The sequence below is a fragment of the Vibrio cholerae genome (assembly GCF_008369605.1).
GTDB lineage: Bacteria > Pseudomonadota > Gammaproteobacteria > Enterobacterales > Vibrionaceae > Vibrio > Vibrio cholerae.
In genome coordinates, this window is the sequence record NZ_CP043556.1 from 276,911 (window position 1) to 301,497 (window position 24,587).

Here is a 24,587-nt window from a genome sequence, read left to right on the forward strand (position 1 = left end):
CGCGGGCTGAATGTTAACTTTGTTCTTTAAGCGGCGGAGACGTTTCAGGCTCTTCCCCTGTTGATGAACTCGACTCGCGAGTCACCCACCAGCAGATCAGCGAACCGAATGTCACCATGATCACTCCCTGCCAGAAACTTAACCCGAGGACCACCCCTAAAATCAGCGATGAAAATAAGGTTGAGATAACCGGCGTAAAGTAAGAAAGCGTTGCCAGCAGCAACATGTTCCCCCGCAAAATGGCCACATTCCACAGTGCATAACCACTTCCCATCACAATGCCCGTTAATAACAGCGTCCCCATGCTCGACCCAGTAAAAGAGAGTGCCGGCTCATTACTCAAAGCGTATTGGAGCCAGAGTGTGGCAGCGGTCGCGGCAAAAAACAGTACGATGGCATTCTGCCCTCGTGCTAAACGTTGGGTTACATTGCAGTAAATCGCCCAGATAAAAGCGCCCGTTAATGCCATAGCATAAACCGCTGGATTGGTAGCGATGCGAGCGGAAAAATCGGCGAGCGAAATGCCTTGTTCGGCGACAATAGTCCACGCGACACCAGCGAAAGCCAAACCAACGCTCGGGTAAACCCAAAAGCTAACCGCACGCTGACTCAGCAACACCGCGATCAATACGGTTAAGGCTGGCCAAAGGTAGTTAATCACCGACATCTCTATCGCTTGTAAGCGATCGCTCGCCATACCGAGTGCTAAGGCAAGGCAAATTTCGTAACTGACAAACAGCGCACCGCCAATCAGAATATAGCGACTCGATCCCGCTTTGAGTCGAGGCATCCCCATCGCAAACAGCAAAAACAGCGTACTCACTGTGTAGATGAGCGCCGCGCCGCCAATCGGTGAAAACTCCTCAGCAACACGACGCGTTAATGCCATCAGGCTTCCCCAAAGCAAAATGGCCGCAACACCATACAAGGTGTGCTTATGAGTGATGAATTGCTGTTTCACAGTAAACCTCAAAGTGGTAACCCCTTCCTCAAGCAGTTAGGAGATAAAACGCCAGGCCGTACGATCATTCTGCCATTGATTCGACAGGATCTTTCAGTGAGCGCAAAATACGCGCAGGAGTGCCACCGACTAACGTATCCGGTGGAACATCCTGATTGACCACGGAATTCGCCGCTACGACAGAACGAGCACCAATCGTGACCCCTTGATTAATGACGACATTTCCGCCAATCCAGACATCATCTTCAATCACAATCGGTTTGCAGATGGTTTCCCACGCTTGGCGACGACGATAATCTAAAGAGTGCGATGCGGTGTAAAATTGAGTACTCGGGCCGATTAATACGTGATCGCCAATCGTGATGGGTGCACCATCCAACATCACCACGTTCATGTTGATGAAGGTGTGATCGCCAATACGAATGGTTTTGCCAAACTCACAGTGAAAAGGAGGCTGTACGCAACTTTTATGACCGAGATGACCAAACAGCTCACGTTGCAGTGCATAGCGTTCCGCTTCATCAAGACTTTGGTTGATCTCGAGCTTGAGCCTTCCCGCTTGGCTGCGCAGTGCCTCAATTTCCGCGGATGCGCCGTCAAAGTGTTCACCTTTGAGCATTTTTTCTAATTCGCTCATCTTCATTCCCCCGTGATTTATGAACGTCCATTACTCAGCTATCCCCCAACCAGTTGGCGATACAACCTCCAGTCGTAAGGGGATAACATGGTTAATCACTCATCAGTAAATGAAAAGTGCAAATAAGAGCAAATCGGTTTCCTCTATTCTTCTTTGACGATAGGTTCGAGAGGTTCAACACGACTCACCAGAAGCTGATCGACTTTGTAATTATCGATGTCCACCACTTCAAATTTATAGCCGGCATAGACCACTGAATCCGTACGACGCGGGATCTTACGCAGCATATACATCATAAATCCTGCGATCGTTTCGTAGTTTTGTTGCTGAGGAAACTCTTCAATCGCAAAGGAGCGCATCACGTCGGTGATCGGTGTCACCCCGTCTACTAGCCATGAATTGCCATCACGCGCGACGATTTGCTCTTCCCCTTCGGCAAGCACCCAAGTGCCCATGACCGCGCTTTGTAAGTCGTTGAACGTCACAACGCCTACGACAAGCGCGTATTCGTTCATCACCACCGCAAAATCAACGCGGTTAATTTTGAAGTACTCCAACGCTTCCGAAAGGCTTAACGTATCGGGAATAATCGGACAACCAATGACCACATTGCTCTCTTTGAGATTCATTCCTTGGCCATTAATCACTCGAATTAACAAGGCCTTCGAGTCAACGTAACCTTTGATCTGATCCAACTGCCCATCACAGACCAAGAATTTGTTGTGCGGATGCTGAGAAATTTTCTGCTTGATCACTTCCTCACTGTCGCTGAGGTTAAGAAACACCAAACTTTCGCGCGCCGTCATGGCCGATGTCACTGGAATGCTCTGCATTTCAAACACGCTTTCCATCATCTGTTGCTCGCCTTTATCCAGCACGCCCGCTTCTGCGCCAGCATCCATCACGGCATAAATGTCGTCAGAGGTGATCTCATCATTACGCTCGGTCGGTACACTGAGAGCGCGAAACAGCAAGTTCGCCAATCCATTGAAGAACCAAACAAACGGTTTTAACAAAGTAATGCAAATCAGCATGCCTCCCACCAAACTGGTGGCAATTCGCTCTGGCATCGCCATCGCAATCCGCTTAGGCATCAAATCCGCAATCAAAATAAACATACTGGTTACGAGCATAAAGGAGAGCACAAAACTGGCTTGTGACAGAAGATTGGCTGGAATCCATCCTTCCAGCAGCGCTCGGATGTAAGGGGTAAACGCCGATTCCCCCACAATACCGCCCATAATGGCAACCGCATTGAGGCCAATTTGCACCACAGTGAAAAAATTGCCTGGCCGAGCTTGCAGCTCTAACACCCGCTCGGCACGCTCATCGCCTTCATCGGCCATCTGCCGCAAACGAATTTTGCGCGCCGCAGCCAAAGAAATTTCTGACATAGAAAAGAAACAACTGGCAGCAATCAGCGCCATGATGATCGAGATGTTTTCGAAAAAACTCATAGGTGTACACCCAAAATCAATAAAACCAAACGGCTTAAAACACAAGTAGCAAAGAAGATAAGCGAGAGATAAACACCTCTTTATCCGCCTCGTTCAGCATAGACGAACACGAGACGGATAGAGAGAGGAATACCGCAACTTCGTCATTTTTCAAATGAGACTATCCATTTGAATAAGAAGGCTATATCCCAACAATTTGGCGTTGTAAGTACGTGCTCCGTAAGTTCATCCCCATGAGTTCAAATAAGCTCCATGATTGGTATGGATAAACAGAGTCAACGCACTGCAGCGCCAAGCAAGAAAAGGGTTATTCGGTACAGATTTCCCATGAATGAGTCATCTCAACACCTTTCCCGAGCATTAAACATACTGAGCAGTATTTCTCTAGAGAATCAGCGGTGACGCGCGCTACGATCTCTTGATCCAGATCTTCACCACTGACGACAAAATGGATATTGACTTGAGTGAACAGTTTCGGCGCGGTATCACGACGCTCAGCAGACAATTGCGCGGTGCAACCATGGATTTTTTGTCCCGCTTTTTTCATGCCATCCACAACATCGACAGAGCTGCATCCACCTGCGGCCATCAACACCATTTCCATTGGACTTGGAGCACTCGCTCCACCGTTCCCATCCATTACAATCGAATGACCGGAGTTAGATAACCCAATAAAACGAAAATCTTCAACCCATTTGACTTGCGCTTGCATAACGGAACCCCACTAAAGTAAATGACCGCCAGTATGTTAGCACAGTGGCATACGGAAAGATGCCAAGAGACAAAAGCGAAGCTAAAAAAGAAAACCCCACTAAGCCTAAGCTTAGTGGGGTTTAGTTCTCACTCGCAGCAATCCAGCTACTAATAGGTGCTCCCTGCATCTATTCCTTGATAGTCTGCTGTGTCCTTCAGCGCAATCCGTTTCATCGCCTTCCTAGCGGTGTCCCTTCCTCTGTCATCCTGACAGAACTCGCTTAGTCCATTAAGTTGTCCATTAACTCTCCGTTTATAACCATCCTAGTTATTAAGCGTCCAGCTAACGTCCTTTGCTCTCCTTGCCGACCATTCATCCTGAACAATCGAAATCTTCGTCCTGAAGATGACCAATCCTTGGGTCTTTCCTGTTCCGTGTCCGCTTCCTGCTGACGAATTGACTTTACGATATGAGCGTATTTCAGCAACCGCTGTTGAGCATTTTTATTACTGGCCGATAGGCAATTTCAAACATAAGACAAAATAAATCAATAACATAAAAACAAAACAAATTTAAAGTCTGCAATCAAAAGCTAAAATCTCTTACATCAGACGTAAGAGATCTCGCACAAGATAAATCCTAAAATAAGAAGGTTCTGCTTTTTCGCCCTTCGCACACTCTGTGATGCCGCTCGCAAGAGTTTTCCCACTCATTCAAACCAAGAAAAGCACCGTGTTCACAACAGAGAGATCTCCAAACGACTTTGCCTAGCCAAGACCACAAATGCTTCAAGTAGAGAAAGGCTATAGACTCTTATCACAAAAATCAGGATAGTATCAGCGAGAGTAATGTATTGGGCTTACGTACTCGATGGCTTGACCAATGTCGCGAATGAATGAGGAACAACGACATGATTTCAAAATGGGCGCAACGTTTTTTCCAAATGGCTGAATTAGTTGGCTCGTGGAGTAAAGATCCTTCCACGCAGGTAGGCGCTGTGATCACCAAACAAAACCGGATTGTCTCCGTTGGCTTCAATGGCTACCCACACGGTATCTCTGACAGTGCCAGCACCGATGACCGTGATATGAAGTATTTGAAAACGCTGCACGCGGAAGAGAATGCGATTTTGTTTGCCAAGCGTGATTTGGATGGCTGTGAGATTTACGTCACCCACTTCCCTTGCCCTAATTGCGCGGCCAAAATTATCCAAACTGGGATCTCTGCCGTACATTGTCCTGAGCAATCCGAAGATTTTCTGTCACGCTGGGGCGATAAAATCAAAGTCAGCCAAGACATGTTCTTACAGGCTGGGGTTAAAGTGCATTGGCTACCTTTGGTTGAACTGAAGCACATCAATACGATTGAGCTGCCTTCAGAATCGAGCAATCCATAAACAGAAGCGATATACCCAAACAACTTGGAGTTACAGCCAACACCACTGCAGCTTCAAGTAGTAAGGGGATAACCAGCAACCATCGTACTTATAAATGGGACACCGCTGTCCCATTTTTGATTTTTGTAGCAGCGCACCGCTTCCACTTTATCCGCTGTTTTTTCTCTCTTATGCGCAGATGACAAAGATCGCCTTCTAGCACTTTATTCTGCCAATTTTCGCGAAGCACTGCACATTGAATTGCAAAACGCAAATCTACTCACTGAAAAAACTTTGAACTTAGTCATTATCGGAACGAAATAAGTCGCCAACTCTGCCAATGTCAACCCTGACTAAACCTTAGTAAATAGACCAAACACTCATCAAAATCACTACTATTACGTGATATATCAATGCATTATTTTTCCTAGCAGAAAAACGATCACAACTTTACAATCGCGCCACATAAAAATAACAACCATCCGCTTGGGTATGCCGAAATCGGATATCCCAAACCACTTGGCGTTGCAGATAAGCAGCAGGTGAGTTCATCACTATGGGGATAGATAAACGGGTATAGATAACGCTATGCTCAGGGTCAATGAATCTAGCCCATGCTGCTGCGGCTTCGAGTAGAAAGCATTATAGGATGGTGCACACTCCCCCTACTTAAGTGTGTATAAAAATAATCTGTATCAACACTCTCCCAAAGCTGTGGCGATGCCCAGCGAGGGAATTAACTCTAACGTGAAAGGTCCCAAGTCAACCATGAGTCCAGAGAACTACTTTCTAGACTGGCAAAAAAGCCAAACCCTTGCAGAAACCCTGTCTCCCTTAATTGGTCAACTCTATCGCCAGAAAGGGGTTGAAGCCGTGTTGTGCGGTAAAACCCTGATTAATGCGACCACGATCGACATCATTAAGACTCACCGTGTCGCTCGGCGCTATTTAAGTGAGCCTTTGGCACTCGATAAGACCTTACCCTTAGTGCAGCAGTTATCGACGCTTGAGTTAGCCCCCTGCCGAATTGATATTGGCCAACTTGCCAGCCAGTATTGGCAGCAACATGACGATGAGCATGGTTTGAATGATTTTCTGCACACCGCATTAGACGCCGCACTACAACCCGCTCAGGCTATTGAGCCCAAAGATGTGGTGCTGTATGGATTTGGCCGAATTGGCCGTCTACTCGCTCGCTTACTGATTGAAAAGAGCGGCGCAGGTTATCCGTTGCGTCTACGGGCGATTGTTGTGCGTGGTGGAAAAGAGGGCGATCTTGAAAAACGTGCCAGTCTGCTCCGTCGAGACTCGGTTCATGGTCAATTCAACGGCAGTATTACTATAGATAAAGAGCGTAAAGCGCTGATCGCAAACGGTAACTTCATCCACGTCATTTATGCGAATTCCCCACAAGATGTCGATTATACCGCTTACGGCATTCATAACGCTTTGGTGGTGGATAACACGGGCGTATGGCGCGACAGCGAAGGCTTAAGCCAGCACCTTGCCTCTCCGGGAGCGAGTAAGGTTCTGCTTACTGCGCCGGGTAAAGGCGATATTAAAAACGTGGTGTTTGGGGTCAATGAATCGGTGATTCAGCCGGAAGACACCATTATTTCAGCGGCAAGTTGCACCACAAACGCGATTACTCCGGTGTTAAAAGCGGTGAATGACCGTTTCGGCATTACTTCTGGACACATCGAAACCGTCCACTCTTTTACCAATGATCAAAACCTGATCGATAACTTCCACAAAGGTGAGCGTCGTGGTCGAGCCGCATCACTCAATATGGTGCTTACTGAGACAGGCGCGGCTAAAGCCGTTGCTAAAGCGCTTCCTGAGTTAACTGGCAAACTGACGGGTAATTCGATTCGCGTCCCGACTCCGAATGTGTCGATGGCGATAGCCAATCTCAATTTAGCTCATGCCACGACTAAGCAAGAGCTGAATGCTTACTTGCGAGAAATGGCTACCCATTCTCCACTCTCAGGACAAATTGATTACACCGAGTCGACTGAAATTGTTTCCAGCGATCTGGTGGGTTCACGTTATGCGGGCGTGGTCGATGCCACAGCAACGATTGCACAAGATAGCCGTTGTGTTCTGTATGTTTGGTATGACAATGAATTTGGCTATAGCTGCCAAGTGGTACATTGCATGGAACAGATGATGGGTGTGCGTTATCCGACCTATCCCGCTCAATAAATCACCGTCTCCACAACAGACCCAAACTGCGTGCAGCGAAACTCGATAGTCTCGTGGCCGGTGGAATGGGTCAAACAATAACAACCATAAGTCGTGCTGCGCTGATCGCTTGGCGATGAGCAACACCGACCTCTCCCTCAAGCTTGCCGCCTCACTGATGTGGGCGGCTTTTTTGTACCGACTCACCCGCTTTAGGTCAGAAATACGTCAAGTTTGTCCTGTTATGGTGAAAATGAACATTGTTCATTTTCGATTAATCTGGTTCAGGGTAAGGTGGCTCTGTTACTTGGAGGAACCATTATGAACCGATTCCTGATCACCTTACTGTCACTGATTACTGGTGTGTTCGCTTTGATCTTTAGTCTGCTGCTCGCGATTCCATTGACTATCGCAGCGTTAATTACGGGCAAACGTTTAGAAAAACAGCTCAAAGCACGCGCGTTTCAATTCAAATCTTCCGCGACTTATCAGCCTCATGCCAATGTGATTGAAGGGGAATGTGAAGAGATCTCGCCACGCCGTTAACAAGATGACGAGAGGGTTTGAGGTCAGCTCAAACCCTAATGAAATGAGTTACACCGTCCACAACACTCGGATCGCTAACGCAATCAGCACCAAGCCAGACAGCCTGTCGATGAGCACGGCACGGGCGCGCAATTTATCGAGTAAACGAGGCGAAGATAAAATCAGAGTAATGAAGCTATACCAAAGACCATCAACCACTAAGGGAGTGATGACAATCGCAGCCTTACTGGTCAAATCCGAGCCTACCGCGACGTATTGACTAAATAACGCGATAAAAAACAGCGCAATCTTAGGACTGAGCAGAGAAATTAGTAGCCCTTCTCTGGCTGATTGCCATACGCTGACCGACTCGCCCGACTCTAACTTAGCCGCGACCCCACCTTTTGAACGCAAAGCGTTCCAGCCCAAGTAGGCAAGATAGGCGGCACCCGCATAGCTAATGGTTTTAAACAGCACAGGAGATTGATGCAGTACGACGGCCAATCCGATCAGGGTAATAAAGGCATACACCCCAATCCCGAACGCATGAGCCCAAGCAGCGGCAAAGCCGTTCTTACGTCCCCCTGCCAAACTGTGTTTAGCCACCATAGCCAAACTCGGCCCCGGCGACATCGCCCCTAAAATACAAATCGTAAATAGCGATAACCACACTGTCAGTGTCATGCAAGCTCCTAAAACCAAAGACTGAGCGAGCAACAATATAAGCAAATGAAGGGAAAATATAGATAAATGAGCGATAAATATCACTTCGAATTTTGATTGAATGATTTTTGAGTGAATGTTTATTCAGTGAAAGACCTTATGGAATGGAGTATGCTAAAGCTCAAATTCTGTGCAGGTGGCGTAAAGTGAATCAACTGAAAAAGGATATTTCTCTGGGAGCAGGAATTGCTCAACTTTCCACGACGTTAATGGGGACCGGGCTGTTTATGGTTCCAGCGATTGCCGCAGGGATCGCCGGTGTATTCTCACTCTGGGCATGGCTGCTGCTGTTTGTTGCGATTTGCCCGATCGCCTTGACCTTTGCGCAATTAGGTAAACGTTACCCCAATGCGGGGGGCACCGCTTACTTTGTACGCCAAGCATTTAATCCACGCCTTGAACGTGCAGTGGCATGGTTGTTTCTCAGCGTTATTCCTGTGGGCGTTCCTGCGGCAGTCACGCTCGCCGCCAGTTTTCTGCAAGCCTTACTCCCAGCGCCTTTGGCTAACCCACTGCTGACCCAAACTCTAACTATATTGCTCTTAGTTGGGGTTAATTTGGCGGGTACTAAGTCATCAGGCCGTTTACAAACCCTCATCGCGTTGGCCATTTTCAGTTTGGTGATTGCTTTTTGGTGGCGTGGTGAAGTAACCACGCAAGATTTGGTCATGCCTGCATTAACACAGGAAGGATGGAGCTCGATTGGAGCCGCGCTGGCAGTCATGTTCTGGTGTTTTGTCGGCATTGAAGCTTTTGCCCATATGGGAGAAGAGTTTCGTAATCCGCAACGCGATTTTCCATTGGCGATTTTGATCGGCAGTTTTGTCGCTGGATTGACCTACTGGGCGTGTTCCGTCGTCGTACTGAAATTTGGTGCCTTTGGCACTCCTCAATTTGATAGTGGCGCGATTCCTTGGCTCAGTGACCAATTGTTTGGCACTCGCTGGGCAATCATGATCAGTGTGATTGGCTTTTTAGCCTGTTTTGCCAGTCTGAACCTTTACACCCAAAGCTTAGCGCGCATGGTGTGGGCACAAGCACGAGAATATCGTCCTGAAAGTGCGATCGCTCGCGTCTCGATTCGGGGGGTTCCTGCCCACGCAACGTTACTCGTCGGAGTGGTACTGTTTGCTTCTTGCTTTATTGGTCATTTGACTGGGCTTGATCTCGAATTCTTCCTCAAGCTGGCGAATGGCATTTTTGTGTTGGTTTACTTATTGGCGATGTTAGCCGCATTCAAACTCCTGACGGGGTGGAGTAAACACCTTGCTGGCTTAGCTTTGGTTCTGTGTGCTGGAGTGTTTCTCTGTTTAGGCTGGTCAATGCTATACGCTCTAGGCGTCTTTGTGCTACTGATTCGGCCATGGCAAGCTCGGGTGCAAACAATCTAATGGTGTGGACTGGCAGGTAAGAGTAAGAAGGGAAACACCGCTTTAGAAAAGTTCAACGTCATCAGAAAATGGCCGTTGCGCGCTGGCAATTTTACCGTTCTCACACAGCTGTTCATAGCAGTGCACCTGATTCCGACCATGCTCTTTGGCGTAATACAGCGCTTTATCGGCATGGTCGAGAATGGTAGGTAAATAGTCACCCGGCCTGAGTGAGCAAAAACCAGCGCTGAAGCTCAGTTCACCGATTCTCGGGAAGTTATGGCGTCGGATCTGTTGACGGAAGCCATCCAACTGTTGCTTGATTTGTGGCTCATTACCGCTTGAAAAAATAATCACGAACTCTTCACCACCAAAGCGAAATAGTTGAGAAGACGGTCCGAAATAGTGCTGCATCTGCTGAGCGAACATAAGCAGAATTTCATCACCAATCATGTGTCCGAAGTGATCATTGATCGCTTTAAAATGGTCAATATCCAACATCGCGATCCAGAGTTTGTGATTCTCTTCTGTCGAGGGATTGATGGCAAAGGTGTGGCGCAATCGGTCTTCTAACGTTCGACGATTGAGTAATCCGGTCAGCTTATCGCGTTCACTCTCATGCAAAATCACCGTGTAATTACGGTAAATTTTCGCAAATCCGTTGATCAACATACGATAAGGTTCAGGATCTTTATTGAGGATTAAGCACAGCTCTGCGGAAAAGTGTTCTTCTATCGGAATCGGGCAAAAGCATTGATATTGGCCATTCACTTGTTGGGAAAACGCCATTTCCGATTGAGAGTGCTGGTAACCATTGTCGGCACATACTTGGTCGTATTGCCACTGGTACTCCTTTTTACCTGCAGCATTTTTGGTAATCATTAAACGTGCCACCATAAGGGTTGAACGTCCAAGATGGTGAAATAAGGTCGCAGTGGAGAGCGGTAACAATTCAGACAAGGTCGCCAAAATACTGTAACTGAGTGCCAGCGAATTTTTCTGCTCAGTAATTTCAATAACCGACTCAAGCACTTTGTCATTCATACGTTTTTCTATCCGAAGGAGAACCGCGTTTTCCCAAGTATAGGAAAGGAAACGGGGAATAGAAAAATCGCGAGAAGAAAAAATCAGCCCCTAGAAGAAGGGGCTGATGATTCAGTCGTAAAATGGAGCCTTAGTCGTGACGCAACAAATTCTGATCTAACAAGGTGCCGATAATGTCCAATGAACTCATTCCCGTGAAATCAATTTGAGTCGCGAGGTTTTCGATCACAATGGTTTGTTGAACCTGATTATCGGTCGTGACTTGCAAGGTGACATCATTATCCACCACCTGCGCGGTCAATTGATTAGACACGCTCAAGTTGTTCAACAGTTGTTCCATGGTTAAGTGGTTACCGAGGTCCTGCACCACATCAATCAGATCAATGCTATCGCCTTCGCTGACATTGAAATCACGGATATGGTCAACTTTATCGTCGACTCCGTCGAGCGTCCATTTGAACATATCTGCGCCCGTGCCACCGACCAAAATGTCAGCACCTAAACCACCGACCAAGACATCGTCACCCGCACCGCCTTGAACAAAGTCATCACCGCTACCGGAGAGCAGCGTCATGCCACCATTGTCCGCCACCAGCAAGCTATCATCGGTCGCACTGCGATGATCCAGCAGTGAGCCATCTGCCGCAATCTCAATCCGATAATCGATGCTGTTTGCGGAAGGTGCGCTGCTACCATCACTCTCGGTAGACAGTGCTGTAAGCGACAAGGTGTGTACTCCCTCCTCCAAACCGACTACTTTGAGACTTTCTAACGCATCAGGAGAGACTTCCCAGCGACCATTACCTAAATCGGTCACTGAGCCTGCCGTGCTGCTTAAGCTTGCTCCCGCTGGAAGATGATCGACACGCAAACTCAAGGTTTCATGTAAATCCGTTAAGGCCGCAATCGCGCCTAAAAGAGCAATCCCTTGTGCACTCACGCTCTGATTAGCATAAATCTGCTGGGCATAACCGAAGGCAGGATTCATGCTCAAGCTTGGCGCGTTAGCCACCGGATTGACCTGAATCGGGTAGGTTTTGCTCTCCTCCAATGCCATACCTGAGGCATTTTCGAAGTAGACGCCCATATCCTGCGCCGTCACGGTGAGATTGATTTGCGTCCCTGCGATAGCCGCTGCATCCACAAATAAGCCGTAAGCAGAGTCACTATGGTTCAGTAGCGCGTTAATCGCCTCTGGGCTGCCTTCGAGGATCACACTGCCATCTAAGGCATAACTGACGGCCACTGAGCTGCCTGCGGGCGCTTGTACACTCAAAATGCCTTCGCTGATACTCAGTGTCACTTTCATCACATCATTCGTGTGTGATCCGGCATAATCCACATCTGACACCGTAATGCCTGTCAGTTTTTGCCCTGACGCTTCATCAATCTGAGCGGTCAAGTGGATGCCATCCACTTCGGGTTTGTCGTTGACAGCCGTAACATCAATCACAAACTGCGCGCTGTTATCGTGCGCGGTTGATGCATCGCCCGCGATTTCGATCCCCGCATTGCCGTTATCATTCACGTTAAGCGTGACGGCGACCTGACCATAAAAATCCGGTGATGGGACGAATTTCACTAAGCCTGCGCCAATCGCAGCATTGATCTCGGCCACGTTACCCGTGATGGAAAGCGCCCCCGTACCATCGCCCTGAATGGTCAAACCGCTACTAAGCGATGAGTCGATGATCAGCACACCGCTATTCACTCCGATTTGCAGCGTATAGTCAGCGTTCGGGTCATCCAACTGGGCATCAATATCGGCCAACGTAAAGCTATTGAGCAGTAGAGGTGTATCCTCTTCCGTCACTTGATCCTGCACGTTAATCAATTCAGGACGATCGTTCACCGCCGTCACATCGACATGCACATCAAACTCTTGCGCACTGCCAAGGTGCTGATCACCTGCCAATCCGGTATCCACGGACTGCACTTTAAAATGCAGATTGCCATTCCAATTCAGTTGGTTGTTATCACCGGAATTGAACACCACTTTATCAAGCTGCTGCGCATTAATTTCAAATACCCAAACGCCGCCACCAAGAGGTGTTCCCAAAGTGCCATCCGCCAAGCTCAAGGATGCGCCATCCGGCACACCGGAGATCTCAACACGCAAAGTCTCTGGGCTGTTTTCGGTGTAATTCGCCCCACCCGGTAAGCTTGGTGCTTTATCGAGAATTTGCGCACCAAGGCTGATGTCAATCGCTTGACCTTCATTGCCCGCCACTTCTTGCGCTGGCGTGATATCCACATCGTCGCCGATTGGCGTTACATGCAGGGTAAATTGACCAGTATGTTCCACGGGTTGGTTAAGCAGTGACTCTTGGGTATAGACCTTGATCCCCAGTTGCACTTCACCACTGAAATCTTTGGCTGGTTTAATCGCCAGCGCTGATAGATCCAAGCTGGTTAAGTTTGGATTGCGGATTTGCACGCTCCACTCGCCGCCGCCGTTATTTTTCACCACATAGTCACTCGACAGTGACTTGACGAGGAAATCGGTCGGCAGTCCAGTAAGAACCAAGGAAACAAATTGCTCCGAGCCATCATTGTCATTCAGGCTAACGTTGAACGCATTGCCTTGATCGGCAAGGGCAATCCAACTGTCTTCATCCCCCGTCACCGAAATCGGGCTACCAGAGCCAATCGTGATATCGTCCACCACAGGTTTCACTTCAAAGCTGACTTGTGAGGTGAAGGTTTTATCGGCATCACTGCTGCTCACACCTTGTGAACTGGCGTTGGTTTCATCAAATACGGTGCTGTCAGTGACTTTTCCGGCCACAGTAATTCCCACGGTATTGATGTCGTTACCGCTTGGATAGTTCGGCGCTGGTTTGAAGTAAATTTCGCCGAGTGCAGCTGGTAACTCAGCTTGAGTGAGCGTAATACTGGTTCCCAAACTTTGGCCGTTGGCATCCACGAAGACACCAGAGTTGGTGTCATTCAAAGTCAGTGTCACTTCGGTTAACACTTCTTGGCCTTGCGTACTGCCATTGAGGCTATCCGCTAAACCAATCGCGAGATTGAGATGCACAATGCCATCTTCATAGGCGATACCGTCTTGCGTTGGCGTATCGTTCGCCAAATCGGTCGGTTGATGGTTCGCATCCAGACCCAACGTTTCTTGCACATTGAGTGTAATGCTTGGGGTCACATGATTATCGAGTGGCTGATCGCCACTGCTGCTGGGTACATCCGCAACCGGAGAGATCGCGACAGGCACTTGCGCCGTCAATGTTTTCTCATCACCCGACTGAGTATCTGTCGTCACAAACGTGATCGGCAGCTTAAAGTCACCCGCAAAATCGCGCGGTGGGATCAGCACCAGTCCTTCCAATCCAGAAATTGAACCATCAGGATTCAGCGTGCCTTTAAATACATATTGACCATCAACAAAGTTGAAATCTTGCCCACCAATCGAGGCACCAGCAGGCAGATCGCTCGCGTTAATCACAATACTCAGCTCATCCGCCACCGCATCAAAGCCAGTGGCATTGACCATGAGTTTGTCTTGGATCTGTTGCCCCAAGTCCACCGCGTTATCTTCTTTGCCAGTCACCAAATCATCGGCATCGCCAACCCAGTTGAGCTGCGCGGCAACGCTGTTATTACCCTTGACCACGGCGGGGAAACTCAAGGTTAACTCTGTGCTCACCTGCTTGGTGATTTTCACTTCGCTGCTGTCTTCACCTTGGTCATAGACTTTAGCAGTGATGGTGATCTTGATGTCGTTGAAACCGTTGTTATCTGGGTCGTGATTACTGCTATACACCAGACCATTAGGCGCTTTGATGCTGAAATCGGCTTCGTTGGTGATTGTCCATGTGCCATCACCGTTGTTGGTGGCGCCGGTGATCAGCAGTTGGTTCAACACTTCTGGCGGTACGTTGCCAAAGCTGACCACCAGTTGATCCACCAACTCTGCGGACTGATAACTGCCTGCGGTGTTGCTATCAAGGTTATCAAAGCGAATGACATTCGCCCCCGCTTGACCGCCACTCGCATCATTGATGGTGAAATCAATCTTGCCACTGGCATCAGCTTGCACGGTTTGAGTTACGCTGCCTGCGTTTTCAACTAACAGCTGTCCATCCGGCTCAGCGATCGGATTCACTTTCACTCCAATCGAACCGTGGATCACTTCCTCGGCAATACCTTGGCCTGGATTACCCGCATCCACGTACTCGTGGTCTTGCTCTTTCACGGTAATCGCCGTACTCAAAGTGAAGTCGGTACTGGAGTTGTGCGGAGGGATGACCTGAATGTAGCCCGCAACTGATACTTGATTTGAGAAATCGAGATCCGATTGCCCTGCCGTAGGCTCAAGCACCAGCACCCCATTGACTAAGGTCACTTCCACATTGTTGACAAAGACTCGACTACCATCAGGGAAGCCAGAAATTTCAACTCGGCTGAAATACTCTTGTGCATCGGGGTTTTGAATATTCCCTGGGGTATTTTGCGGCACCCAAGTGACATGAATACGGCCATCTTCATTGCCAGACACAGCATTGTGGTAGTTTTCGGTCACATCAATTTTCGGCTCAACTAAGATGCGGATCGTCTCTTCCACTTGGCGAACATGACCATCATTTTCAGTCACAATCACCGTTGCCTTGATATCAATATTGGCTGTCGATGATGCCACTGGCTGAACCTGAATACCTGTCACTACCTGAGCGACCGTCAAGTTGGCTTGATAAATCGGCTTATGGTTGCTGTCGTAACCAGCAAACACCAAATCGACGCTCGTACCGTCACTGTCAAACAGCTTTACACCGTCCGGAATGTTCGAGAGCAGTACCGAAATGGTTTCTGAACTGTCCGTCGGGCTGTCTGCTACTTCACCAGAAATGATGCTGAAGTTGAGATCGACTCGGCTATCTTCACTCACCGTAGTGATCACGCCACTTTGCACACCATCATTGAAGATTTGCCACTGCGTATTGCCATTGAGAAACTCAATCGTAGGGAGATCGGCAACCCCTTTCACGGTGACATTGACGGTTTTGCTGCCTAGCGATTCAATATCCTGCACTTGACCGGTTGATAGGTTAACCGTGTCTTTCACAATCCCTTCGACAACGAATGAGAAATTCTCATTGCTGTGTTTCGTTGGTAGAACCTCAACCTGAGATAGCGCACTCTGCGGTATCTCATAATAAGTTTCCCCATTAGGGTAGGTTCCAACCGTGATCGGACTTGGGCCAGAGCCTAACCACACCAAAGTGGCGCCCGTATCCGTAAAATCGGACAGACGAACGAATAGCGCTTCTGAGCCATCCGCATCGCTTGAGCCAGTCATGGAAATCACTTCACTGAGCAGGAGAGGATCGTGCTCAACACTCGGATCAACCGCATTTTGATTGGAAGCGTTATCTTCAAAAATCGAAATACGATTAACGGTAAAGCTGCCGCGATCCGCTTCTGGCGCAACATCAATCACAATCTCTTTGGTTTCTGATTGCGCGGTCTGCTTGCCAGCAACGTAATTGGTGGACTCTTTAGTGATGGCCGTGACATCCAGTTTGATTTGGCCTGCGAAGTTATCCGCCGGATCGACCTGAACTTGAGCTATCTTGTTGGCCGGTACTTCATAATAAGTACCGTTAGCATCGGTTTTGGTTGGGATCGGCGAGCCATCGCTGTACACCAAGTTGGCGTTTGCGCCATTTTCAGTAAAACGAATCTGGTAGGTGATCGCTTCAGGATTACTGTTGTCTTGAGTCTCCGCTGCGATATTGAGGCTAACATGACTGCCATCTTCCACCGCATCATAGTGAAACTCACTGCTGCTCTTCCAAGTCGCAATATCCGCTACGCTTTCAATCTCGATGCGCATGTTGCCGTTGGTGAAATGATCACGCACACCATTGTGCAGAATTTCCACACTCACTGAGGCATTCATGCCTCCATTGCCTGTCGAGTAGTGACGATCCGGCACAAAGTAGAGGTTTTCGACCGTGGCAATAGTGCCATTGATCGACTGTTGCAACAGTGCGGCAGGCAACACAACATGTCCGCTTGCCGGATCGACATCCAGTTTCACTAGCTGGTTGGCGCTATCCAAATAATAGAAATCGCCACGGATCTGGTTTGGATTCCAAATCGAGACTTCACCTAGACTTTCCCCTTGGTCAACGTCATAAAGGTTGACCTGCAAAGCGAGTTTCAGTGCTTCAACCGGTAATCCACCCAAGTTATCTTGCGCATTGCTTTGCTCACCCGCAGGCACCAAGTTCAGCGCCGCATCGTGTCCTTGGTCTTCATAGCCCGTAAATTTCTGCTGAGTAATGGTCGCTTTGTGATCGGAAATCGTAATGTTGAGCTGTTCCGTCGAGGTATCGTCATCGTAATCGGTTGCCGTCACATCCACCGTAAATTTGATGTCGTTTCCATCAGTGTGATCCAACTGTGCAACTGGAGTGAAAGTGGCCGTACCGTTAGGTTGAATGGTTAACGTACCAAGATCGCGGCTCACACCATTAACAATTTCCACCACAGTGACGGTTTTCGCGGCGCCATTGAGCTCAATATCATTGCTCAGCACATTGCCTTCACGGAACTGGATATCACGCCCCGCTTCATCTACTGCGCTAAAGTGAGTAATCACTCCGCGATCTGCACCTTGTGTATCTGGGCTTAAGTTATTGTCACGCGAGAATAGATTCACGGACGATGCCGAAGCACCCTCCTGCAAGGCGATATTTTTATCATGCAGGATCGGTACATCATCCACGATAGTGACAGGTAAGGTGATCGGTGAGGTATCGCCGTCCGCATCTTGCGCCAGCACTGGAATATTCAGCGTTAGCTCATTGGCATTGAGCGGATGATCCACCGCGCCGTTTAAGGTAAAGCTATAACTGCCATCGGCTCTTAGCACTAGGGTGAAGATCACCACACCATTGGCGATACCTTGATAGGTATAGACTTGACCACTACTGGTTGTGGTTATGCTAGGCGCGCCCCATACCACAGGCTGACCTTGTGAAGTGAGCCCAGTATCGCTACTTGTTCTGGTATCAATCTGATAATGGGCAATGCCATCTGCACCTTGGGTGGTCGTAAATTGGCCATTGGCGGTGGTTGATTCTTTGCTCTGATCTGTACCAGTGGCTAAATCATCTTCGTTGACCGACAAGGCTTGCGCACTGATCACCAATGGTTGGTCGTCGACCACGGTTACCGGCAACACAATGCTTGAGGTATCGCCATCGTAATCCGTCGCCACCACATTGAAATTCAGCACCAATTCATCACTGCTTGCAGCGTGATCCAGTGGCCCTGATAAGGTGAACTGATAGCTACCATTTGCATTGAGCTGCAGGGTAAAAATCAGCGTGCCATCGGGTTTAGCCGCGGTATAAGTATGATTACCATGGGCATCAACACTGTCAGACAGAGTTAGCACTTGACCGCCAGAAGTCACTCCAGCCAATGGGTTGGTAGTGAGATTCAGCGTGTAGGAAACCACATGATCCGCGCCTTGCGTCGTGGTGAAATGTCCGGTGGCAGTTAAGGATTCTTTCGTGGTATCCGAGCCTTGAGTCAGATCGTCCTCATCGACCGATAGCGCTTGCACACCGGTAATGGTCGGTTTGTCATCGATAATCGTAACGGGCAGATTCACGCTGGCTTTGTCGCCATCAAAATCCACGGCCAACACTTTAAAGTTGAGCTGTTTGCTGTCGCTGCCTGAGGCGTGATCAATTGGCCCAGACAGAGTGAAGGTGTAACTACCATCGGTATTCAGCACTAAGGTAAAAATTGGGTTACCGCCCGCTGTTGCCGTGTAAGTGAGATTGCCGTTGCCATCGTCCACAGGCGCAGAGAGCACCACGGCAACACCATTTGAAGTTAGCCCTTGCACCGGATTGACGCTGCTATCGAGCTGATAGCTAACCACCTGATCCGCGCCTTGCACTACGGTAAATTGGCCACTGGCACTCAACGACTCTTTGCTGCCGTCCGAGCCTTGTGGCAGGTCATCTTCATTGACGCTCAAAGGCTGGTGATGAATAAACGAGGGTTTGTCATCATTGATTTTCACCGGCAACACTATGCTGTCGCTGTCACCATCAAAGTCGGTGGCAATCACTTTGAAATTGAGCGTTAAATCGTTGCTATTGAGCGCATGGTCAACCGGCGCTGCCAGCGTAAAGCTGTAGGTGCCATCGGTATTCAGGGTCAAGGTAAAGACCGTTACTGAGCCCGCCATCGCGGTGTAAGTGAGATTGCCATTGCCATCATCGACAGGCGCTGACAGCGTCACCGCCACGCCATTCGAAGTCAGTCCTTGCACAGGATTGACGCTGCTATCGAGCGCAAAACTCGATACGGTATCTGCCCCTTGCACCAACTGGAATTGACCATTGACGGTCACTGGCTCTTTATCAGTATCTGAGCCTTGCGGCAGATCGTTTTCATGTACGTACAAGCCCTGCACATTGGTGAAGTAAGGCTTATCGTCATTGATTTTAACGGGTAATACGATGCTGTCGCTGTCGCCATCAAAGTCGGTGGCAATCACTTGGAAGTTGAGCGTTAAATCGTTGCTATTGAGCGCATGGTCAACCGGCGCTGCCAGCGTGAAGCTATAGGTGCCGTCAGAATTCAGGGTCAAGGTAAAGACGGTAGCTGAGCCCGCCATTGCGGTGTAAGTTAGGTTGCCATTACCATCATCGACAGGCGCTGACAGCGTCACCGCCACACCATTGGATGTCAGGCCTTGTACAGGATTGACGCTGCTATCGAGCGCGAAACTCGCGACCGTATCTGCCCCTTGCACCAACTGGAATTGACCATTAACGGTCACGGGCTCTTTATCAGTATCTGAGCCTTGTGGCAGATCGTTTTCGTGTACGTACAAGCCCTGTACATTGGTGAAGTAAGGCTTGTCGTCATTGATTTTGACGGGCAACACGATGCTGTCGCTATCACCATCAAAATCGGTGGCAATCACTTTGAAATTGAGCGTTAAATCGTTGCTATTGAGCGCATGATCAACCGGCGCTGCCAGCGTGAAGCTGTAGGTGCCATCGGTATTCAGGGTCAAGGTAAAGACGGTGACTGCGCCCGCCATCGCGGTGTAAGTGAGATTGCCATGACCATCATCGACAGGCGCTGACAGCGTCACCGCCACGCCATTCGACGTCAGGCCTTGCACAGGATTGACGCTGCTATCGAGCGCAAAACTCGCGACCGTATCTGCCCCTTGCACCAACTGGAATTGACCATTAACGGTCACGGGCTCTTTATCAGTATCCGAGCCTTGCGGCAGATCGTTTTCGTGTACGTACAAGCCCTGCACATTGGTGAAGTAAGGCTTGTCGTCATTGATTTTCACCGGCAGCACGATGCTGTCGCTGTCACCATCAAAATCGGTGGCAATCACTTTGAAATTGAGCGTTAAATCGTTGCTATTGAGCGCATGGTCAACCGGCGCCGCCAGCGTGAAACTGTAGGTGCCGTCAGAATTCAGGGTCAAGGTAAAGACAGTCACTGAGCCCGCCATCGCGGTGTAAGTCAGGTTGCCATTGCCATCATCGACAGGCGCTGACAGCGTCACCGCCACGCCATTTGAAGTCAGCCCTTGTACTGGATTGACGCTGCTATCGAGCGCAAAACTCGCGACCGTATCTGCCCCTTGCACCAACTGGAATTGACCATTAACGGTCACGGGCTCTTTATCCGTATCCGAGCCTTGTGGCAGATCGTTTTCATGTACGTACAAGCCCTGCACATTGGTGAAGTAAGGCTTGTCGTCATTGATTTTGACGGGCAACACTATGCTGTCGCTGTCACCATCAAAGTCGGTGGCAATGACTTTGAAATTGAGCGTTAAATCGTTGCTATTGAGCGCATGATCAACCGGCGCTGCCAGCGTAAAGCTGTAGGTGCCGTCAGAATTCAGGGTCAAGGTAAAGACAGTCACTGAGCCCGCCATCGCGGTGTAAGTCAGGTTGCCATTGCCATCATCGACAGGCGCTGACAGCGTCACCGCCACGCCATTTGAAGTCAGCCCTTGTACTGGATTGACGCTGCTATCGAGCGCAAAACTCGCGACCGTATCTGCCCCTTGCACCAACTGGAATTGACCATTAACGGTCACGGGCTCTTTATCCGTATCCGAGCCTTGTGGCAGATCGTTTTCATGTACGTACAAGCCCTGCACATTGGTGAAGTAAGGCTTGTCGTCATTGATTTTGACGGGCAACACTATGCTGTCGCTGTCACCATCAAAGTCGGTGGCAATCACTTGGAAATTGAGCGTTAAATCGTTGCTATTGAGCGCATGGTCAACCGGCGCTGCCAGCGTAAAGCTGTAGGTGCCGTCAGAATTCAGGGTCAAGGTAAAGACGGTGACTGCGCCCGCCATCGCAGTGTAAGTGAGATTTCCATTACCATCATCGACAGGCGCTGACAGCGTCACCGCCACGCCATTTGAAGTCAGCCCTTGTACAGGATTGACACTGCTATCGAGCGTGAAGCTCGCTACGCGATCCGAGCCCTGCACTAATTCAAACTGACCACTCGCGGTGAGTGGTTCTTTCGTCACATCAGAACCTTGCGGCAGATCGTTTTCATGAACGTTCAAACTGGTGACATTGGTGAAATAGGGTTTGTCGTCCTTCACTGTCACTGGCAAGGTTATGCTTGCTGTATCACCATCAAAATCAGTTGCGACTACGGTGAAATTGACCAACAACTCATCGCTGTTGAGCGCGTGATCGAGTGAGCCTTGTAAGGTGAAGCGGTAGCTCCCATCTTGGTTGAGCAGCAGAGTGAATACTGGCTCACCGCCAGCCGTCGCGGTATAGGTGTAATTGCCGTTAGCATCAACCGATTCGCTCAATGTCACCGCGACACCACCTGACGTAATACCTGCTACGGCGTCCGTTAGACTGTCTAAACGATAAGACACCACACCATCTGAGCCTTGAGTGGTAGTAAAATTGCCATCGGCCACCAAACTCGCGCCACCACCGATCGAGCCTGTATCTAAGGTTTGCTCTGCGACAGTAAGCGGCTCGGCTCCGATAATGATCGGTTTATCATCTTGAATTTCGATATTCAAATTGCCCGGTGCTGAGCTGTCGTTATCGTAATCTATCGCGACAATTGGCAAGCTAATGGTCAATGCATCACTGCCAGCAGCATGATCCAGAGTGCCTTGTAACACGAACTGGTAACTGCCGTCGGCATTGAGCGTCAGTTGGAAAATATCACGGCCGCCCGCGGTGGCTTGATAAACGCGGCTGCCATCAATCAGAGTTGGCTCACCTAATATGACCGCGTCACCTTGCGAAGTCAGCCCAGCGATAGGATTGGCAGTGCTGGGATCAATTTGATAAGACGCCACCTGATCGGAACCTAACTGAGTATCAAACTGGCCAGACACAGTCAGTGGATCCGCGCCATCCGATCCCGCGGGTAGATCATTTTCATTCAGACTTAGGGTAGGTTCATCGACCATCACCGGCGCGCTACCATCATTGATGGCCACAACCACATCAATGGGAGCTTGGAGCACGTTGCCGTTACTGTCGGTACCCGTCAGTTGGAGTGCAATTGAAATTTGATCACCACTGATCGAGACCAAACCGCCCCCCACCGAAGGCAAGTGGTCAATCGGCTGGCTGAGAGTGGTTGTGATGGTGAGATTAACATCTCGGCCTATCGATTCCGCGCTAATCGCGATGCTCAATACCGTGCTACCGTTTTGCTCACCAATAATGCTATTGGTCGCGGCATCATAACGGAAAACTACAGGTTGCCCGGAAGAGGTAATGTCTTGGTTGAGCTCGGCAAGCAGCGAGGTTAAAAAAGCCGCTTCAGGCACAAAAGAGGCTGGCAGCAACGCGAGGCTACCTGCCGTAATTAAGCTGGTCACCGTAGACGTTTGCGGATAAGTGCCAAGTGACAGCGACCCTTCGGTGACTTGCGTGCTCAGGCTTTCACCACCCGCGGCAAAACGCAGTGGGTTAACCAAAGTTTGAGTTGTCGAAAACGTTTGGTTGTAGCCTTGAGTATCAAAGGCGGTACTGGCAAGCACTTCTAAGAAGTTATAGTCAATGGTAATTGCACCACCGTTAGCCGAGCCACCCGCACCAGCGCCTGCAGCGGCGGCTTCTAATGCGGTGGTTGGGTCGACACCGTCTAAAATCGCCTGCTGAATCGCCGCGATGGCTTGCTCATCAAAATTCGCCGTATCCAATTGCGCTAAATCAAGGTTGATTTGACCTTGAACGGGTGCAGCTTGCACTTCCGGCTGTCCATCTGCTGAGAACTCTGGCAAACACGCCACGCAGTTCTCATCAATCTGCACACCACCTTGTGTTGTTTGCAGTTCGATCGCAGATTGATTGACCGTAATGATAATTTCATCTGGTTGCAGAACATCCCCTGCATTCACAATCCGCGCTTGGCCCTGCGCATTAACAACAACCACATTGCCAGACAAACTTGTGACTGTTACAGGTTGAGTGACGACTTGAGACTGCATACTGCCCCCATTTCTCGCGGTAAATAATTGGTAATACATTAGCCCCCTTTCAATTTGAAACTGCAGCCGTGTTGCTCACAGCAATACCAATAAGAAGGGGATATTTTTATTTGGAATCGTGATTATGATTTTGTAACTAAACTTCCTGCTTAAGTTATAAGCGATGCATAACTAAATAACTACTAACAAGAAAGCTAAATAGCGAAAGTCTCAATTGTGAAATGGCTCGCAAGTACTCTTGCGAATTAATTGTTAGACAGTAGGAGAGTGGAGAGAAAAATAGGCAGGCGTGCTATCGGTTTAACTGACTTTGAATAGGTGCTGCAGTGCTCGACTCACGGGTAGCTGAAGTCTATCAATATGCACCCACATTTTGCCACCAAAATCACGGGTAACTTTATCGATTTTTCCGACATTGACCACGATAGAACGGTGAATTTGCCAAAACTGGTTGGGATCGAGCTGCGCAAGCAGCTCTTTCAAAGAAGAACGCAACAAATACTCATGCGTTGTCGCGCCATGCACTTTGTACAAAGAGAGGTACTTATCCTCCGCTTTCACGTAGAGCAACTCATTTACGGCAATAAGATGGATCTCCTCACCTTTACTGGCTTTTAACCAGACCTGGTATTGAGGTTTAACAGTGCGAGTAAGTTGCTCAAATTGGCTCATCAACTGTGCCAAATCATTGCTTGGAGCCACGTTACGCCGCAATTGTTGCTGCAATTTTTCGCAGCAACTCGCTAGTCGAGAAGACGAAAGTGGCTTCAGCAAATAGTCGATAGCATGTGTTTCAAAGGCACTGACTGCGTACTCATCATACGCGGTGATGAAAACCACTAACGGGACTTTAGGCTGTTGAAGTAGACGCCGAGCCACTTCGATGCCATCCATTTTAGGCATCCGAATGTCTAAAAAAACCACATCAGGCTGATGCTGTTCAATTGCCTGCAAAGCGATTTGACCATTTTCCGCACTGGCCACGATCTCAAGCGCTGGCCACAACTCAGCCAAGAGCTTATTGAGATGATGACGCAGTAAAGGTTCATCATCCGCAAGAACCGCAGTGTAGGTCTGGTTCATCATTAGAGCCTCTTCTTACT

General features: G+C 49.0%; 12 protein-coding genes. 4 read left to right on the plus strand and 8 right to left on the minus strand.

Annotated features, from left to right (window positions below; translation table 11 throughout):
• Positions 1–13: 13 nt before the first annotated feature.
• From yddG to F0316_RS15450, 4 genes are all read right to left on the minus strand, one after another.
• Complete coding sequence (gene yddG / locus F0316_RS15435; RefSeq protein WP_149560672.1) at positions 14–961, minus strand: aromatic amino acid DMT transporter YddG; 948 nt, start codon at positions 959–961, stop codon at positions 14–16.
• Positions 962–1,025: 64 nt separating this feature from the next.
• Positions 1,026–1,598, minus strand: coding sequence for a sugar O-acetyltransferase (locus F0316_RS15440; protein ID WP_057558311.1), 573 nt, complete (start codon positions 1,596–1,598; stop codon positions 1,026–1,028).
• A 143-nt stretch (positions 1,599–1,741) separates the two neighbouring features.
• Positions 1,742–3,055 (minus strand): hemolysin family protein, encoded by a 1,314-nt coding sequence (locus tag F0316_RS15445; protein WP_000007489.1) that lies wholly within the window; start codon positions 3,053–3,055, stop codon positions 1,742–1,744.
• Between the two features lie 307 nt (positions 3,056–3,362).
• Positions 3,363–3,767 (minus strand): OsmC family protein, encoded by a 405-nt coding sequence (locus F0316_RS15450; protein WP_123011976.1) that lies wholly within the window; start codon positions 3,765–3,767, stop codon positions 3,363–3,365.
• An 892-nt stretch (positions 3,768–4,659) separates the two neighbouring features.
• On the opposite strand from F0316_RS15450, the gene F0316_RS15455 reads away from it, so the two are divergent.
• The 3 genes from F0316_RS15455 (at position 4,660) to F0316_RS15470 (ending at position 7,854) form a co-directional block, all read left to right on the plus strand.
• Positions 4,660–5,145: a dCMP deaminase family protein gene (locus F0316_RS15455; RefSeq protein WP_000624159.1), complete on the plus strand. Its 486-nt coding sequence runs from the start codon at positions 4,660–4,662 to the stop codon at positions 5,143–5,145.
• Between the two features lie 747 nt (positions 5,146–5,892).
• Positions 5,893–7,329 carry a glyceraldehyde-3-phosphate dehydrogenase gene (locus tag F0316_RS15460; RefSeq protein WP_000074419.1) on the plus strand — a complete coding sequence of 479 codons (1,437 nt, stop codon included), beginning with the start codon at positions 5,893–5,895 and terminating at the stop codon, positions 7,327–7,329.
• Between the two features lie 300 nt (positions 7,330–7,629).
• A complete protein-coding gene (locus F0316_RS15470) occupies positions 7,630–7,854 on the plus strand; it encodes a hypothetical protein (RefSeq protein WP_001079005.1) in 225 nt (74 codons plus the stop codon).
• 48 nt (positions 7,855–7,902) lie between these two features.
• On the opposite strand, the gene F0316_RS15475 is transcribed toward F0316_RS15470, so the two are convergent.
• On the minus strand, positions 7,903–8,517 hold the full coding sequence (locus F0316_RS15475; RefSeq protein WP_000176953.1) for a LysE family translocator: 615 nt from the start codon (positions 8,515–8,517) through the stop codon (positions 7,903–7,905).
• A gap of 185 nt (positions 8,518–8,702) precedes the next feature.
• Here F0316_RS15475 and yjeH point away from each other — a divergent pair, with 185 nt between their 5' ends.
• Positions 8,703–9,947, plus strand: a complete 1,245-nt coding sequence (gene yjeH, locus F0316_RS15480) for an L-methionine/branched-chain amino acid transporter (protein ID WP_094392596.1) — start codon at positions 8,703–8,705, stop codon at positions 9,945–9,947.
• Positions 9,948–9,989: 42 nt separating this feature from the next.
• Here yjeH and F0316_RS15485 read toward each other — a convergent pair whose 3' ends face one another.
• The 3 genes from F0316_RS15485 to F0316_RS15495 all read right to left on the minus strand — a co-directional run bounded on the left by F0316_RS15485 (position 9,990) and on the right by F0316_RS15495 (position 24,570).
• Positions 9,990–10,970 carry a GGDEF domain-containing protein gene (locus F0316_RS15485; RefSeq protein ID WP_000998610.1) on the minus strand — a complete coding sequence of 327 codons (981 nt, stop codon included), beginning with the start codon at positions 10,968–10,970 and terminating at the stop codon, positions 9,990–9,992.
• A gap of 130 nt (positions 10,971–11,100) precedes the next feature.
• Positions 11,101–23,484 carry a retention module-containing protein gene (locus F0316_RS15490; RefSeq protein WP_149560870.1) on the minus strand — a complete coding sequence of 4,128 codons (12,384 nt, stop codon included), beginning with the start codon at positions 23,482–23,484 and terminating at the stop codon, positions 11,101–11,103.
• Positions 23,485–23,784: 300 nt separating this feature from the next.
• On the minus strand, positions 23,785–24,570 hold the full coding sequence (locus tag F0316_RS15495) for a LytR/AlgR family response regulator transcription factor (RefSeq protein ID WP_000981879.1): 786 nt from the start codon (positions 24,568–24,570) through the stop codon (positions 23,785–23,787).
• Positions 24,571–24,587 lie beyond the last annotated feature (17 nt).